At 73.0% G+C, this 14,516-nt stretch carries 9 protein-coding genes; 4 read left to right on the top strand and 5 right to left on the bottom strand.

All coding sequences use genetic code 11. From position 1 onward, the window contains the following. Positions 1-2: 2 nt before the first annotated feature. The 5 genes from MNZ29_RS06335 to MNZ29_RS06315 form a co-directional block, all read right to left on the bottom strand. Positions 3-1,037 (bottom strand): NAD-dependent epimerase/dehydratase family protein, encoded by a 1,035-nt coding sequence (locus MNZ29_RS06335; protein WP_242336026.1) that lies wholly within the window; start codon positions 1,035-1,037, stop codon positions 3-5. Continuing rightward, entirely contained in the window at positions 1,034-5,734 is a 4,701-nt protein-coding gene (locus MNZ29_RS06330) for an AMP-binding protein (RefSeq protein WP_242336023.1), read from the bottom strand. The genes MNZ29_RS06335 and MNZ29_RS06330 overlap by 4 nt, the downstream gene beginning before the upstream one ends. Further along, the gene (locus tag MNZ29_RS06325; protein ID WP_242336020.1) at positions 5,731-7,344 is read right to left on the bottom strand and encodes a lactate racemase domain-containing protein; all 1,614 of its coding nucleotides are present in this window, start codon (positions 7,342-7,344) and stop codon (positions 5,731-5,733) included. Before MNZ29_RS06325 ends, MNZ29_RS06330 begins: the two co-directional genes overlap by 4 nt. 3 nt (positions 7,345-7,347) lie before the next feature. Beyond that, positions 7,348-8,025 (bottom strand): HAD family phosphatase, encoded by a 678-nt coding sequence (locus MNZ29_RS06320; RefSeq protein WP_242336017.1) that lies wholly within the window; start codon positions 8,023-8,025, stop codon positions 7,348-7,350. Positions 8,026-8,107: 82 nt separating this feature from the next. Next, positions 8,108-9,079 carry an NAD(P)-dependent oxidoreductase gene (locus MNZ29_RS06315; protein WP_242336014.1) on the bottom strand — a complete coding sequence of 324 codons (972 nt, stop codon included), beginning with the start codon at positions 9,077-9,079 and terminating at the stop codon, positions 8,108-8,110. 197 nt (positions 9,080-9,276) lie between these two features. On the opposite strand from MNZ29_RS06315, the gene MNZ29_RS06310 reads away from it, so the two are divergent. From MNZ29_RS06310 to MNZ29_RS06295, 4 genes are all read left to right on the top strand, one after another. Then, complete coding sequence (locus MNZ29_RS06310; protein ID WP_242336013.1) at positions 9,277-9,681, top strand: hypothetical protein; 405 nt, start codon at positions 9,277-9,279, stop codon at positions 9,679-9,681. Positions 9,682-9,753: 72 nt separating this feature from the next. Continuing rightward, positions 9,754-11,754: a molybdopterin oxidoreductase family protein gene (locus tag MNZ29_RS06305; RefSeq protein ID WP_242336010.1), complete on the top strand. Its 2,001-nt coding sequence runs from the start codon at positions 9,754-9,756 to the stop codon at positions 11,752-11,754. Positions 11,755-12,033: 279 nt separating this feature from the next. Then, on the top strand, positions 12,034-13,467 hold the full coding sequence (locus tag MNZ29_RS06300; protein ID WP_242336007.1) for a cbb3-type cytochrome c oxidase subunit I: 1,434 nt from the start codon (positions 12,034-12,036) through the stop codon (positions 13,465-13,467). Between the two features lie 14 nt (positions 13,468-13,481). Continuing rightward, positions 13,482-14,513: a cbb3-type cytochrome c oxidase subunit II gene (locus tag MNZ29_RS06295; RefSeq protein WP_242336004.1), complete on the top strand. Its 1,032-nt coding sequence runs from the start codon at positions 13,482-13,484 to the stop codon at positions 14,511-14,513. Positions 14,514-14,516: the final 3 nt, after the last annotated feature.

The following is a 14,516-nucleotide window of genomic DNA, read 5'->3' as shown; positions in this document are numbered from 1 at the left end:
GATCAGCGCGGGGACCGCGAGGAGCCGGCGAGGTCCGCGACGGTGCGGGGCCGCTGCCGGTTGCGCACGTGCTCCTCGAGCCAGCGGACCGTGTCGAACAGCGTCTCCTGCGCGTCGCGCGCGGAGAAGCCGAGCTCCGCCTCGGCCTTGCCGGACGCGCAGTACCAGAAGTGCTCGCCCATCTCGACGGATCGCGGATCGAGCGGCGTCTCGCTGCCGCGCCAGGCGTGGAACTTCTCGAGGAGCCGCGCGCCGGCGAGGTTCAGGTCGGACGGGAGCCGCACGCGCGGGGCCGCGACGCCGGTGAGCCGCTCGAGCCGGCCGAAGAAGTCGCGGAACGTCATGTTGGCGCCGCCGAGCAGGTAGCGCTCGCCGGGCCGCCCCCGCGTGAGCGCGGCGCTGAACGCGCGCGCCGCGTCGCGCACGTCCACGAACGAGAGGCCGCCCGAGGGCATCGCGGGGATGCGCCGCTCCATGAACTTGAACACGACGTCGGTCGAGGAGAGGCGCGCGTCGCCGGGCCCGAGCAGGAGCGACGGGTTCAGCACGACGAGCGGCAGCCCCGTCTCCGCGTGGATCCGGAGCGCGGCCTTCTCCTGGTAGATCTTGGACAGGTAGTACGGCCAGCCCGCGACCACGGCGATGGGGTGGTGGTCCGCCTCGGTGGCGACGCGCTCCTCGCGCGAGACCGCGATGGTGCCCGAGGAGGAGGCGAGCACGACCCGCTTCACCCCGGCCGCGACGCAGGCCTCGAGGAGCCGGCGCGTGCCCTGGACGTGCAGGTCGTAGAGCGCGCGCGGCTCGGCCGGATCGAAGTCCACCTGGCCGGCGAGGTGGTACACGGCGTCGACGCCGCGGACCGCCTCCCGCACGGCGCCCTCGTCCGCGAGGGAGGCGCGCACCACCTCCGCGCCGATCCGCTCCGCGTCCGGCGGGGCGGAGCGCTGCAGGAGCCGCAGCCGGTGGCCCTCTCCGGCGAGGAGCGGCACGAGGGCCGAGCCGAGGAACCCGGTCGCGCCGGTGACGAGGACGTTCATGGCTCGTCCTTCCGCCGCCGGGCGCGGGTACGCGTGGCGGTCGCGGCGCCGGTCTGGGTGGCGTGCGGGGTCGAGCTCGGGGTCGGAGTCGGAGTGGCGGGGGAGGCGGGGGCCGGCGCCGGCGTCGGCGTCGCGGTCGCCTTGGCGATCGAGGTCGCGGTCGCGCCGCCGGTCGAGGTCGCGGTCGCGCCGCCGGTCGAGGCCTTCCGCTCGCCCTTCGCCGCCTCCCGCAGGGCGCGGACGGCGTCCTCGATCACCCGCGTCGCGACCTTGTACCCCTCGCTCCGCGGCAGGCCGGCGATGCGCTGGCGCAGCTCCTCGACGGCGATGGGGCGGCCGATGCGCACCTCGAGCTCGGCGTTGCGCGGGACGCTCTTGCCCGGCGGCAGCGCCTCGAAGGTGCCGTCGAGGTGGAGCGGCAGCACGTCCACGTTGCACTGCAGCGCGAGGTAGCCCGCGGTCGGGAAGAACGGCCGCAGCGCGCCGTCGCGGGTGCGCGTCCCCTCGGGGAAGATGAGGAGGTGGTACCCGCGGCGGAGCGCCTCGGCCGCGGCCTTGAGGCTCGCCTTGAGCGAGCCCTCGCGCTCCATCGGGATGAGGTTCGTGAAGTTCTCGAAGTAGGCGCGCTTCACGCGGGTGTCGAAGAAGTAGTCCCGCGCGGCGAGCGCGGCGAGGCGCCGGCCCTCCTCGCCGAGCGCGATCTTGACGAGCCCCATGTCGAGGTGGCTCGCGTGGTTCGCGACGACGAGCACGTTGCGATCGTGCGGGATGTTCGCGGCGCCGACGACCTTCGCCTCGTAGAGCCCGTGGTAGAGGGCGCGCTGGCCGAGCCCGAGCAGGCGACGACCGAGCTTCGCCAGCGCCGCCGGCACCGCGATCTCCGCGTCGCCGGCGGGCGGCGGCGGGGCGGCGCGCTCCGGCTCCGGCGCGTGGCGGTGGACCGCCGCCGAGACGACGCGCGCGAGCTCGCCCGCGGTCTGGACGTCCTGCAGGTGCTCGGCGGCGGACGCGGGCACGCCCGCCTCCTCCAGCGCGGCGGTGAGCTCGGTGAGCATCAGGCTGTCGAAGCCGAGATCGGTCGCGAGGTGCGACTCGTGCGTCACCTCGGCCCGCGGGCGGCGCGAGACCTCGGCGAGGAGATCGAGGAGCCAGCCCTCGCCCGCGCCGCGGTCCTTCGCCGACTCCCGCGCGCGCCGCCCCTTCTGCGCGGCCGTCTCGAGCCGGAGCAGCTCCTCGCGCACGAGGCCGCGCTTCACCTTCCGCGTCGCCGTCTTCGGCAGCTCGCCGTCCACGACGTGCCAGACCTTCGCGCGCTTCGCGAACGGGAGGGACGCCGACACCGCGCGCACGTGGGCCTCGAGGCGGGCGCGCACCTCCTCGCGATCGTCCTCGCCGTACTCGGGCACGACGATGAGCGCGACCTTCTCGCCCGTGCCGTCGGGGAGCCCCACGACGCACAGCTCCTTCACGAGCTCCGGCTCGCGGTAGGCGTCCTCGACCTCGTCCGGGTAGACGTTCTTCCCGTTGGCGTCGATGATGACGTCCTTCTTGCGCCCGACGAGGGTGAGGTTGCCGTTCGCGTCGAGCTTGCCGAGGTCGCCGGTCCGCAGCCAGCCGCCCTCGAGCACCTGGCCGGTGAGCTCGGGATCGACGCCGGCGTGCTCGCCGCCGCGCCAGTAGCCGAGCATGACGTTCGGCCCGCGGGCGAGCACCTCGCCGACGCCGTCCGCGTCCGGCTCGGAGATCCTGAGCTCGACGCCGGGCAGCGCCGGACCGACGCTCCCCTTCGGCGCCTCCTCCTCGGGCTGCGACACCGCGAGGACCGGCGCCGCCTCCGTGAGCCCGTAGCCCTCGTACAGGTCGAAGCCGAGCTCGCGGAACGCCTTCTGGACCTCGGGATCGAGCGCGGAGCCGCCCGACACGAGCAGGCGCAGGCGGCCGCCGAAGCGGCGGTGCACCGGCCAGAAGAGGAGCTTGCCGAGGTTCACCCCGAGCTCGGAGTCGCGCAGCGCGGCGTTGCCCTTCATGAGCGCGCGGAACGCGGCCTCGACCACGCCGGGCTTCGCCGCGAGCTCCTGCGTGATGCGGCGGTGGAGGAGCGACCAGAGCGCCGGCACCCCGATCATCGCCGTCACGCGCCCGGCGGAGAGCGCCTCGGAGATGCGGTCCGAGGTGAGCTCGTCGAGGTACTCGATCTCCGCGCCGCGCGAGAGCGGCACGAGCAGCCCGCAGGTGAACTCGAAGGTGTGGTGCAGCGGGAGCACGGACAGCATGCCGTCGCCCGGGCCGAGCTCGAACGTGCCGACGAGCTTCGCGACGAGGCTCGCGAAGTTGCGGTGCGAGAGCATGACGCCCTTGGGCGTGCCGGTCGTCCCGCTCGTGAAGATGAGCGAGGCGAGGTCGTCCGGGCCGATCTTCACGGGCGGCGCGCCCGCGCCGGGGGGGCCGCCCGCGAGCGCCTCCCCGAGGAGCGCGGTGCGCGCGCCGGGCACCGCCGCGGCGGCGAGCGCCGCGAGGCCGGGGCTGCGCTCGGCGGCGTCGTCGGAGAGGAGCGCGAGGCGCGCTCCGGCGGTCCGCCAGAGGTTCGCGAGCTCGCGCTCGGTGAGCTGCGGATCCACCGGGACCGCCGCCGCGCCGGCGCGGAGGATCCCGAAGTAGGCGATCGCCCACTCGGGCCGGTTCTCGCTCGCGAGCAGCACGCGGTCGCCCTTCGCGACCCCGGCCGCGTGCAGGAACGCGGCGACCGCGCCGGCGCCCCGCCGCAGCTCGCCGTACGTGACCCGCGTCTTGGCGGCGCCCTGCATCCGCAGCGCGGCGCGGTCCTTCCAGCGCTCGCACCCGGCGTCGAGGAGCTCGAGCAGGTCGCGGTGGGCCTTGGGGGCGTGGACGCGCTTGCCGGACTCCTCCTCGAGGCCCGGGAACACCCACTCCTCCATGCCCTTCATGTGCACGTCGAGCCAGTAGCGCCGCCAGTCGAGCGCCTCCGGATCCCACGGCACGCGCGCGCGGTCCGCGTCGCCGAGCCGCGCGTACAGCGCGCGGATCGCGGCGCAGCGGAAGACGTAGCGGTTGTCCCAGACGAACGGCATGTAGAGGTCCCACATGGCCTTCGTCTTCTCGAGCCGGGCGCCGAGCTCGTCGAGGCTCTCGGCGGCCCCCTCGGCGAGCGCCGTGAGCCGCGGCGCGCCCCAGCGCGGCGACGCCTCCAGGAGGAGCCGCTTCGCCCCGCGGGCGAGCGCGGAGATCGCGGGCGCGCTCGCCGCCTCGTAGTGGGCGCGCGAGACGGAGTAGGGCTCGAGCCGGGAGAGGAGCCGGTTCCAGGTGCGGTTCCCCTCCTCGCGCTCGCGGAAGAAGCGGCGCCGGTAGAGCGCCGTGAGCTCGACCGCGCGCCGCGCCCAGAGGGGGTTCACGTCGCCCGAGGCGAGGTGGTAGACGCGGCCCTCCGGGAGCTCCCGGGCCCCGGACGCCCGCGAGGCGTCGCGGCGCTCCACGAGCTCGGCGGTCGCCGCGATCATCGCCGCCGCGACGAGATCGACCGGCACGACGTCCAGGATCGCCTTCTCCGCGGCGGGGAAGCTGCGGTGCCCCTTGAGCGCCATGAAGGCGAGCGGCGCGCTCGTCGTGAACCCCTCGTTCCAGCCGGGGAACGGGAAGCGGAGCGCGCTCTCGACGATCGACGGCCGGACGATCGACCAGACCACCCGCTCGCCCCGGGCGCCTCCGAGCGCGCTCGCGGCGATGACCTGCTCGCCGAGCGACTTCGTGTAGGTGTACGTGTTGGGCCAGCCCCAGTGGCGGGCGCGGGTCATGCCCGCCTCGACGAGCTGCCCGGACAGCCACAGCCGCCTCTCGCGGCCGACGGCGAGCCGCAGGGCCTTCTCGTCGCCCGCGCGCCCCTCGGCGCGGAGCCGCTCCAGCGCGCGATCGCGGAACTCGGACTGGAGCACGCGGTCGTCGGCGCGCGCGCGGAGCTCCTCGATGCGCCGCGTGGCGTCGGCGAGCTCGCCGTCCACGTCGAAGTCGGCGGCGGCGAGGGCGCCCGCCTTCGGCCGGCCCTCGACGCCCTCGCGGCGCGGGAAGTAGCCCGGGAGCTCCTCGTCCTCGTGGACGACGCCGTCGCGGTTCCCCGCGACGAAGCAGGTGGACACGTGCAGGAGCGCCGCGCCGGTGGTCCGGCAGAGCTCGACCGCGCTCCGCGGCCCGCGGACGTTCACGGCGAGCGCGAGCTCGAGCGAGGGGTCGAAGTCGACGAGGCCGGCGCTGTTCACGACCGCGTCGAGCCCCTCCAGGCGCGCGAGGTCCGCCTCGGAGAGGCCGAGGAGCGGATCGGTCACGTCGCCGGCGAGCGGCACGCACTTCTCGCGGAGGAAGGCCTCGAAGCCGGCCCCGTGGCGCGCGCGCAGCGTGTCGAACGGGCGGCTCGGGGCGACCTTGTCGAAGAAGCGGGCCTCGGCGGTGCCGCCGGTCCCGGGGCGGACGAGCACGAAGACCCGGCCGACGTCGGGGTACCGGTCGAGGAGCATCGAGAGCGCGACCTTGCCCACGAAGCCGGTCGCGCCGGTGACGAGGATCTTGCGCCCGGCGAGCGCGCGGCCGACGTCGAGGGGGTCGGCGGCGGTCGAGGCGGTGCGGCCGGCGCCCGGGCGCGGGCCCGGGTGCTGGTGCGCGGGGCGGGATCTGTCGCGGCGCTCGCTCATCCGAGGTTCTGCGTCATGACGATCGGCGGGTGGTGGAGGAGCGCGATGGACGCGCTGCGGCCGTGGATCGCGCGCGCCATGTCGATGGCCTCCGAGAGCGTCTCCGCGTGGTCCCAGCCCATCATGCGCGGCACGTGCGCGTTGTCCGCCCCCGCGGCGATCACCTTGCCGACGTGCTGGCGCCCGTTCTCGCCCCAGTACCACATGAAGAACGGGTGCGCCCCGTGGTACGCGTGGCCGGTCCGGTACATGTGGACGTAGGTCGGGTTCTCGGCGAGCTCGCGCTCGTAGCGCGCCTCGAGCACCTGCGCGTCGCGGGTCTCCGGCAGGAGCCGGTGGAAGAACTCGATGTAGCTCGGGTGGTGCTCGGGGTCGAACGAGTCCGAGCACGGGTGCGTGACGATGAGCGTGCCGCCCTTCTTCACGAGCGGCTTGCCCCGGTAGAAGTTGAAGAAGTACCCGCAGGCCATGACCTGGACGAGCAGCGGGTTCAGGATCGAGTTCACGTTGTACGGCGAGACGTACGGGATGCCGTAGATGAGCACGTCCGCCTGGAAGTCCACGTCCACGGCGTACTGCGCCCAGCTCTTCTCGAGGATCTTCGCGTGCGTGGGCTCGGTCAGGCCCGCGTGCACGGCGATCACGTCGTACGGCGCCGGCACGGCCTGGAAGATCTTGCGCTTCGCCACGGGCGGGAGCCGCTTCAGGGTCGCGCGCATACCCGCGAGCTTGAGCCGATCGAGCTCGGTGTAGTCCTCCTCCTTCTTCATGAGGAACTCGAGCGGCCCGTCGAACATCCGGTTGTTGATGGTCGTCTCGATGTGGAAGACCTGGAGGTGCTCGTCGACGTAGCGGCCGATCCGGTCCACGGAGCGGTGCATCTCGGAGCGCTCCGGGTCCATGTACGAGTGGCTCTTGCGGATGTGGTGCGGCGTGTGGTGCGCCTTCACGCCCTCGTAGTTCGTGAGCCCGGTCGAGACCGACTTGTGGCCGCCGTCCATGGGGACGAGGTTCAGGTTCACGTAGATGAGCAGGTCCGACTCCGCCGCGCGGCGGTTCACGATGACCTTCTCGCCGTGCGCGGTGGTGCCGAGGACGACGCAGCCGTCGGGGTCCTCGGCGTCGTGGTTGTAGTAGCGGTCGGGGTAGTAGGCGTCGAAGATCTGGTCGCCCACCATCCGCCGCATCTCCGCCTCGGTCATGCGGCGGTGGAGGGCGATCGCGATGACGAGGTGGACGTCGTCGACGCCGGACTCCGCGAGGAGCGGCAGGATCACCTCGAGCACCTGCTGGCGGACGTCGGGCGTCCGCATCGGGGGCAGGGGGAGCGAGATGTCATCGATGGCGATCGTCACCCGCATCCCGGGGCGCAGGAGCGCGTGCAGCGGATCGCAGCCCTCCGGCCGGTTGATCGCGCTCCGGATCGCCGCCTTCACGTTCGGCAGCCCCTCGAGCGGCGGCTTCGGGTAGATGACGCGGGTGCCGACGGGCAGGTCCTCGACGAGCAGGTCCTCGCCGGAGAAGAGGACGCGCGGGGGCGAGTCCTTGTCGATGGTGACGATCTGCTCGGTCGTCTCGTAGAACCGCGCGAGGCTCTTCGGGTCACGCATGCGTCACGCCTCCGTGGTCCTGAGGATGGGCCACTGGTAGGCCCGCGCGACGCGCGCGAGCCGCACGTCGGGGTTCACCGCGGCGGGGTGGCCCACGACGGCGAGCATCGGGTAGTCGGAGAAGGAGTCGGAGTACGCGAAGCTCTTCTCGAGCGCCAGCCCCTCGCGCACGCAGTAGTCGCGCATCGCGAGCGCCTTGTGCGCGCCCTCGATGATGGGCGGGATGACGCGGCCGGTGGCGACGCCCTGCACGAACCGCATCCGGTTCGCGATGAGGTCGTCGGCCCCGAGGTGCTCGGCGAGGCGCCGCACCGTGAAGTCGAGGGCGCCGGTCACGAGGACCACCCGGCAGCCGGCGCGGCGCGTCTCGTCGATGAGGCGCGGCGTGCCGGGGAAGATCGCCGGCCGGAGCACGTCCTCGAAGAGCTCCCCGGCGAGCGTCTCCAGGCGGTCCTCGCTCTGGCCGGAGTAGTACCGGTAGAAGACCTCGTTGAAGAGCTTCCGGTTCATCCGGTCCGCCGCCGCGAAGAGCGGCAGCGACAGCACCGTCCGGGCGGTCTGCCAGGCCGTGCCGAGGATGGAGCCCTGGTTCATCGCGTAGAACGCGAACGCGTGCACGATGTTCGTGCGCACGAGCGTCCCGTCCACGTCGAAGAAGGCGGCCCTCTCCGTTCCCGCCATAGGTGAGCCTCTGTAGACTGTCGTGGTGCGGCTTGGCAAGCGCGGCGAGGGGCCCCTCGGTGCGGTGCCGCGCCGTGATGCGTCAGAGCCACCCGCGGGCGCGGTACCAGGCGGCGGCGCGGGCGATCGAGTCGGAGAGCGGCGTCCTCGCCTCGAAGCCGAGCCGGGCGCGCGCCTTCCCAGGATCGCACACCCAGCCCGGCGCGAGGGCCTGCGCCGCGAGCTTGCGGTTCAGCGGGAGGCGGCGACCGGTCGTGCTCGTGACGAGCTCTGCGAGCGCCGCGGCGCCGCGCACCGCCGCGGGGGGCACCTTCACGGTCCGCGCGCGGACGCCGAGCGCGCGCGCGGCCTCGAGCTGGATCGAGAGCGCGTCGGTGGTGACCGGGGAGGCGAGGAAGAACGCCTCCCCGGCGGCCTCCGGCTTCTCGGCGAGCAGGATCATCCCGCGCGCGCAGTCGTCCACGTCGATCCAGGAGAGCGGCCGCTCCGGGCCGCGGAGACCGATCGCCAGCCCAGCACGCGCCAGCCGGAACAGGAAGAGGTTCTCGCGATCGCCCGGCCCCATGATCCGCGGCGGCCGGGCGACCGCCACCGGCAGGCGATCGGCGTAGGCGAAGGCGATCCGCTCCGCCTCCGCCTTCGACGCGCCGTAGGGCTCCACGGGCTCGAGCGGCTCGTCCTCGCCGCGGGGCGTCCGCGAGGGGCCCGCCGCGGCGATCGAGCCCGCGAGCACGAAGCGCGAGAGGCCCTGCGCCTCGGCGAGGCAGGCGTCGAGCGCCAGCCGGGTCGAGCCCGCGTTCACCCGCAGGAACTCGTCGGGAGCCGTCGCGCGGCGGACGCCCGCGAGGTGGAACACGACGTCGCAGCCGCGCACCGCGGCGCGCAGCGACGCCGGGCTCGTCGCGTCTCCGAAGAGGACGTCGACGCCGGGGAGGGCCTCGAGGGCGGGAGCCGTCGCGCGGACGAGGGCGCGCACGCGCTCGCCGCGCGCGGCGAGCCGGCGCACGAGCGCCGACCCGAGGAACCCGCCGGCACCGGTCACGAGCGCGCGCATCGCCGGCGGACGGAACCATGCGGCCGGGCGCCCGTCAATCCCTCCCGGCGCCGTGCGCCCCCGGTGCGTGCGTGCGTGCGCTGGGGTCCCTTGTCGCTCTCGGAGGGGCGTCCTTACAGTTTTTTACGAGGACGGGCCGGGGAGGCCCGGAAGGACGGGCCGGAGGGGCCCGGGGGAACGACAAAGGGGGGGAACGGATGAGGATTGCCAAGGCGCTGGTGGTGGCGGCGACGCTGCTCGGGTTCGGGGTGGCGCACGCCGACGAGGTGGTGCGAGTCGAGCGGCGGCACAGCACCGCGGGCATCGTCCTAAAGGACACGATCGCCGGCGGGCTCGTCGGCTCGGCCGTGTCGGGAGGCGTGATCCTCTACAACATGGGGATCCAGGGTGACGACAACTACGACTGGGGCCGCACGCTCGCGTGGGGCGCCGTGATCGGCCTCGGCGCCGGCCTGGTGTGGGGCATCGTCGACGCCGCGTCGGCCTCCGACACGACCTACGCGGCGCGGACACCGGTCCACGACGGCCAGTCGCTCACGCTGAACCGCGGCAGGGACCAGAGCAACAAGGTGACGATGGGACTCCTGTCCCGGCGCTTCTGAGGCGCCGCAGCGGGAGGGGCCTTGGGGCGGGGCCGGCGGGAGCCGGCCTCGCCCTTTTGTTATCCTCCGGGGATGACCGCGCTCCGCTCCGTCTGCCCGTTCGACTGCCCCGACGCCTGCGGGCTCCTCGTCCAGGTCGAGGATGGACGTGCAGTGAAGGTGCGCGGCGACCCGGAGCACCCGTACAGCCAGGGCACGCTGTGCCCGAAGATGAACGGCTACGAGCGGAGCGTGGGCTCGCCCGATCGGCTGCTCCACCCGCTCGTCCGCACCGGCGCGAAGGGGGAGGGCCGGTTCCGGCGCGCGAGCTGGGAGGAGGCGATCCAGCTCGTCGCCGCGCGCTGGAAGGACCTCGCCCGCGAGCACGGCAGCGAGGCGATCCTCCCCTACTCGTACGCGGGGACGATGGGTGTCGTGCAGCGGAACGCGGGGCACGCGTTCTTCCACCGGCTCGGCGCGTCGCGGCTCGACCGGACCATCTGCTCTCCCGCGAAGGGCGCCGGCTGGAGCCAGGTGATGGGCGCGACCGCCGGCCCGGATCCGGACGAGGTGCTCGACTCCGACCTCGTCGTCCTGTGGGGCATCCACGCGGTCGCGACGAACCTGCACTTCGTCCAGCGCGTGAAGGAGGCGCGGCGCCGGGGCGCGAGGGTGCTGCTCGTCGAGGTGTGGCCGAGCGAGACCGCGGCGGTGGCGGACCGGACGATCCTCGTCCGGCCCGGGTCCGACGGCGCGCTGGCGCTCGGGCTCGTCCACGTCCTCGCGCGCGAGGGCCTCGCGGACGAGGCGTTCCTCGCGGCCGAGGCGGTCGGGTGGCCGGAGCTGCGCGCGCGGGCGCTCGCCGAGTACCCGCCGGAGGCGGTGAGCCGGCTGACCGGCCTCGCGCCGGCTGAGATCGAGGAGCTCGCGCGGGCGCTGGCGCGCGCGCGGGCGCCGTTCCTCCGGGTGGGGAGCGGGCTCTCGCGGTACGCGAACGGCGCGATGACGGTCCGCTGCATCGTCTCGCTCGCGGCGGTGCTGGGCGCGTTCGGGAGGAAGGGCGGGGGCTGCTTCGCCGACGCGAGCTCGTCCCAGGCGCTCGACCTGTCGCCGGTGACGCGGGAGGACCTCCTGCCGAGGCCCACCCGCGTCGTGAACATGAACCAGCTCGGCGCGGCGCTCGCGGAGCTCCGCGATCCGCCGATCCGCTCGATGATGGTCTACGCGGCGAACCCGGCCGCGGTCGCCCCGGATCAGAACGCGGTGCTCGCCGGGCTCGCGCGCGAGGACCTGTTCCTCGTCGTGCACGAGCGGTTCATGACCGACACCGCGCGCTTCGCCGACGTCGTGCTCCCGGCCACGTACTCGCTCGAGCACGCCGACCTGTACCGCTCCTACGGCCAGTACTGCCTGCAGCGGGCGCAGCCGGTCGTGCCGCCGCCCGGAGAGGCGAAGGCGAACTGGGAGGTGTTCCGCCTCCTCGCCGCCGCGATGGGCTTCGAGGAGCCGGTGTTCCGGATGACGGAGGACGCCCTCATCGACGCGGTGCTGGAGCGGCTCTCCCCGTCCTGGCGCGCGGGGCTCGACCTCGAGCGGCTCGCCGCCGGGCGCGCGGTGATGCTCCGGCCGCCGGCCGGGCCGCGCTGGCGCACCCGCTCCGGGAAGATCGAGCTCCGGAACGACGCGCTCGCCGAGCCGTTGCCGCGGCACCTCCCGACCCACGAGGAGCGGGGCCTACCGCTCCGGCTCGTCACCGCGCCCGCGATCCACACGCTGAACTCGACGTTCATGGAGCGGCCCGAGCTTCGCGAGCGCAACGGCGGCATGAGCCTCAGGCTCTCGCCCGCCGAGGCGTCCGCGCGCGGCCTCGCGGACGGCGCCGCGGTGGTCGCCTGGAACGGCCTCGGCGAGGCGACCTTCGCGCTCCGCGTCACGCCCGGCCTGCCCGACGGGATCGCGGTCGCCGAGGGCGTGTGGTGGCTCGCGCACGCGCCGGGTGCGCGGAACGTGAACGCGCTCACCGCGCAGCGGCTCACCGACGCCGCGGGCGGCTCGACGTTCTACGACAACCGGGTGGACGTGCGCGGCGCCTAGGCCCGAGCGCTCGCCGGGCGTCCACGTTCCCGCCGGCGCAGGCCGCGGGGGCTTCCGCCTGGCCGGTGCCGCTGTCATCGGACGCTGACTCCCATCAAGGGCGGCAACTTGCCGCAGCATTTGCGTCAGCGGACCTGCTGGCGCAAGGGTAAGCCATCAACGCGAAATCATTGCGTCTTGCGGAGAATTGCTGGCCCTAACGGGTGCGCAACGAGCCTCTACTCGGCGGCCGGGAGGTCCTGTATTCTTGCGCGCGATCAACCCACAGGGGACGTGCACATGAACGAGTATCGCTACGACCACCGGACGGTCCAGGGGTTCATCCTCTCGGCCATCTTCTGGGGGGTCGTCGGCATCCTCATCGGGCTGCTCATCTCGGTGCAGATGTGGCTGCCCGCCGCGAACTTCCCGCCGTACCTCACCTTCGGCCGGCTGCGGCCCGTGCACACGAACGGCCTCGCGTTCGGGCTGGGCGTCGGCGCGATCTTCGGGCTGAGCTACTGGATCGTGATGCGGCTCTGCAAGCGGCCGCTCCTGTTCCCCCGGCTCGCGCGCGTCCAGCTCTGGCTCTTCAATGCCGGCATCGCGCTCGCGGCGCTCTCGCTCATGGCGGGGTACACGCAGTCGCTCGAGTACGCGGAGCTCGAGTGGCCGCTCGACGTCGCGATCGTCGTCCTGTGGGTGATGTTCGCCGTGAACGTCTTCGGGACGGTGCTGAAGCGGCGCGAGCAGCAGATGTACGTGTCGCTCTGGTACGTCATCGCGACGGTCATCGCCGTGGCCGTCCTCTACCTCGTGAACAACCTCGCCCTCCCGGTGAGCCTCACGAAGAGCTACCCGGTGTTCGCGGGCGTGAACTCCGCGAACGTGCAGTGGTGGTACGGGCACAACGCGGTCGGCTTCGTGTTCACGACGCCGATCCTGGCGATGTTCTACTACTTCCTCCCGAAGGCGACCGGGCTGCCGATCTGGAGCCACCGCCTGTCGATCGTGGCGTTCTGGTCGCTCGTGTTCGCGTACCTCTGGACCGGCGCGCACCACCTCGTCTACACGCCGCTGCCGGACTGGATCCAGACCCTCGCGATCGTGTTCACCCTGTTCCTCATCGCGCCGAGCTGGGGCTCGGTCGTGAACGGCTACTACACGGTGGGTCAGGACTGGTCGAAGATGCGGTCGAACTACCTGACCAAGTTCTTCATCCTCGGCATCACCTTCTACGGCCTGCAGACCGTGCAGGGCCCGACGCAGGCGCTCCGCGTCGTCTCGCAGCTCATCCACTTCACGGACTGGGTCCCCGGCCACGTGCACATGGGCACGATGGGCTGGGTGACGATGGTGATCACGGCGTCGGTCTACTACGTCATCCCGAAGATCTACGGGACCGAGATCCACTCGGTGAAGCTCGCGAACGTCCACTTCTGGCTGGTCCTCGTCGGCCAGCTCCTGTTCTCGATCACCATGTGGATCACCGGCATCCGTCAGGGCTGGATGTGGAAGGCGACCGACGCGCAGGGGAAGCTCGTCTACCGGAACTTCGTGGACACCGTGGCGGGCAACTACCCGTACTGGCACACGCGCACGCTCGCCGGGATCGTCTTCACCGTCGGCATGCTCTTCTTCGTCTACAACGTCCTCATGACCATCCGTAAAGGCAGGGCGCTCGAGCGGCAGGCCGCGCCCGCGACGCCGGCGGCCCACGTCACGGCGGCGTAGGAGCGGAGAAGACCATGGCCGGAAAGATCTACTCGAAGCCGCTCGCCTTCTCGATCGCCGCGACCCTCGCCGTGCTCGCGGGCTCGATCGTCATGATGGCCTACCCGATGCTGCGCTCGGACATGCACCCGAAGGTCGAGGGCCTCGTGCCGCTCGGCGCGCTCGAGCTCGCGGGGCGCGCCATCTACCAGCGCGAGGGCTGCGTGAACTGCCACACGCAGACCGTCCGCCCGCTCCAGAGCGAGGTGGTGCGCTACAAGGGCAACCGCGCCGCCGAGCCGTCGGGGCGCTACTCGCTCGCCGGCGAGTTCGCCTACGACCACCCGTTCCTGTGGGGCTCGAAGCGGACGGGCCCCGATCTCGCGTTCGAGGGGTGGCTGAAGAGCGCCGCCTGGCACGTGGCGCACTTCGAGAACCCGCAGTCGGTCGTGCCGAGGTCGAACATGCCGGCGTACGCGTTCCTGAAGGACGCCGCGGTGGACGGGGACGACCTCCGCGCGCACATGCGGACGCTCCGGCGCCTCGGCGTGCCGTACACCGACGCGGACCTCGAGGGCGCCGCGGCGGCGCTCCAGGGCAAGACCGAGATGGACGCGATCGTGGCGTACATGCTGTCGCTCGGGAAGGCGGTGGACCGGGGCGGAAAGGGTGGGCTCGAGCTCGACCTCGAGGAGAAGAACCCCGTCGCGACCGACGTCGCCGCGATCACGAAGGGGCGCCAGCTCTTCGACGCGCAGGGCTGCTCCGCCTGCCACGGCGACGAGGCGCAGGGGCAGGAGGGCGTCGCGCCGAGCCTCATCGACGACGCGTTCCTCGGCGCGAAGGGCGACCTGCCCGACGCGGCGTACTTCGGGATGATCAAGGGCGGCAGCGACGTGAAGCGGCAGCTCGGCCGGCCCGGGCTCGCGGACGGCGGCATGCAGCCGTTCGGGAGCGAGCTGTCCGACGAGGACATCTGGTCGATCGTCGCGTGGCTCCGGAACCAGAAGGCGCACGAGGCCTCCGAGGGGCACCACGACGACGCGGCGGAGCACGGGAACCGCTAGGGA

Source organism: Anaeromyxobacter sp. SG64 (assembly GCF_022690745.1).
Lineage (GTDB): Bacteria > Myxococcota > Myxococcia > Myxococcales > Anaeromyxobacteraceae > Anaeromyxobacter > Anaeromyxobacter soli.
Note: the sequence above shows the minus strand (reverse complement) of the source record. Positions and strands in the feature narration are given on the sequence as shown.

Bases quoted from the DNA above. Each gene is read 5' to 3' on its own strand.
- MNZ29_RS06325 (WP_242336020.1), bottom strand. From the start codon at position 7,344: ATGCGTGACCCGAAGAGCCTCGCGCGGTTCTACGAGACGACCGAGCAG.
- MNZ29_RS06335 (WP_242336026.1), bottom strand. From the start codon at position 1,037: ATGAACGTCCTCGTCACCGGCGCGACCGGGTTCCTCGGCTCGGCCCTC.
- MNZ29_RS06315 (WP_242336014.1), bottom strand. From the start codon at position 9,079: ATGCGCGCGCTCGTGACCGGTGCCGGCGGGTTCCTCGGGTCGGCGCTC.
- MNZ29_RS06320 (WP_242336017.1), bottom strand. From the start codon at position 8,025: ATGGCGGGAACGGAGAGGGCCGCCTTCTTCGACGTGGACGGGACGCTC.
- MNZ29_RS06305 (WP_242336010.1), top strand. From the start codon at position 9,754: ATGACCGCGCTCCGCTCCGTCTGCCCGTTCGACTGCCCCGACGCCTGC.
- MNZ29_RS06330 (WP_242336023.1), bottom strand. From the start codon at position 5,734: ATGAGCGAGCGCCGCGACAGATCCCGCCCCGCGCACCAGCACCCGGGC.
- MNZ29_RS06300 (WP_242336007.1), top strand. From the start codon at position 12,034: ATGAACGAGTATCGCTACGACCACCGGACGGTCCAGGGGTTCATCCTC.
- MNZ29_RS06310 (WP_242336013.1), top strand. From the start codon at position 9,277: ATGAGGATTGCCAAGGCGCTGGTGGTGGCGGCGACGCTGCTCGGGTTC.
- MNZ29_RS06295 (WP_242336004.1), top strand. From the start codon at position 13,482: ATGGCCGGAAAGATCTACTCGAAGCCGCTCGCCTTCTCGATCGCCGCG.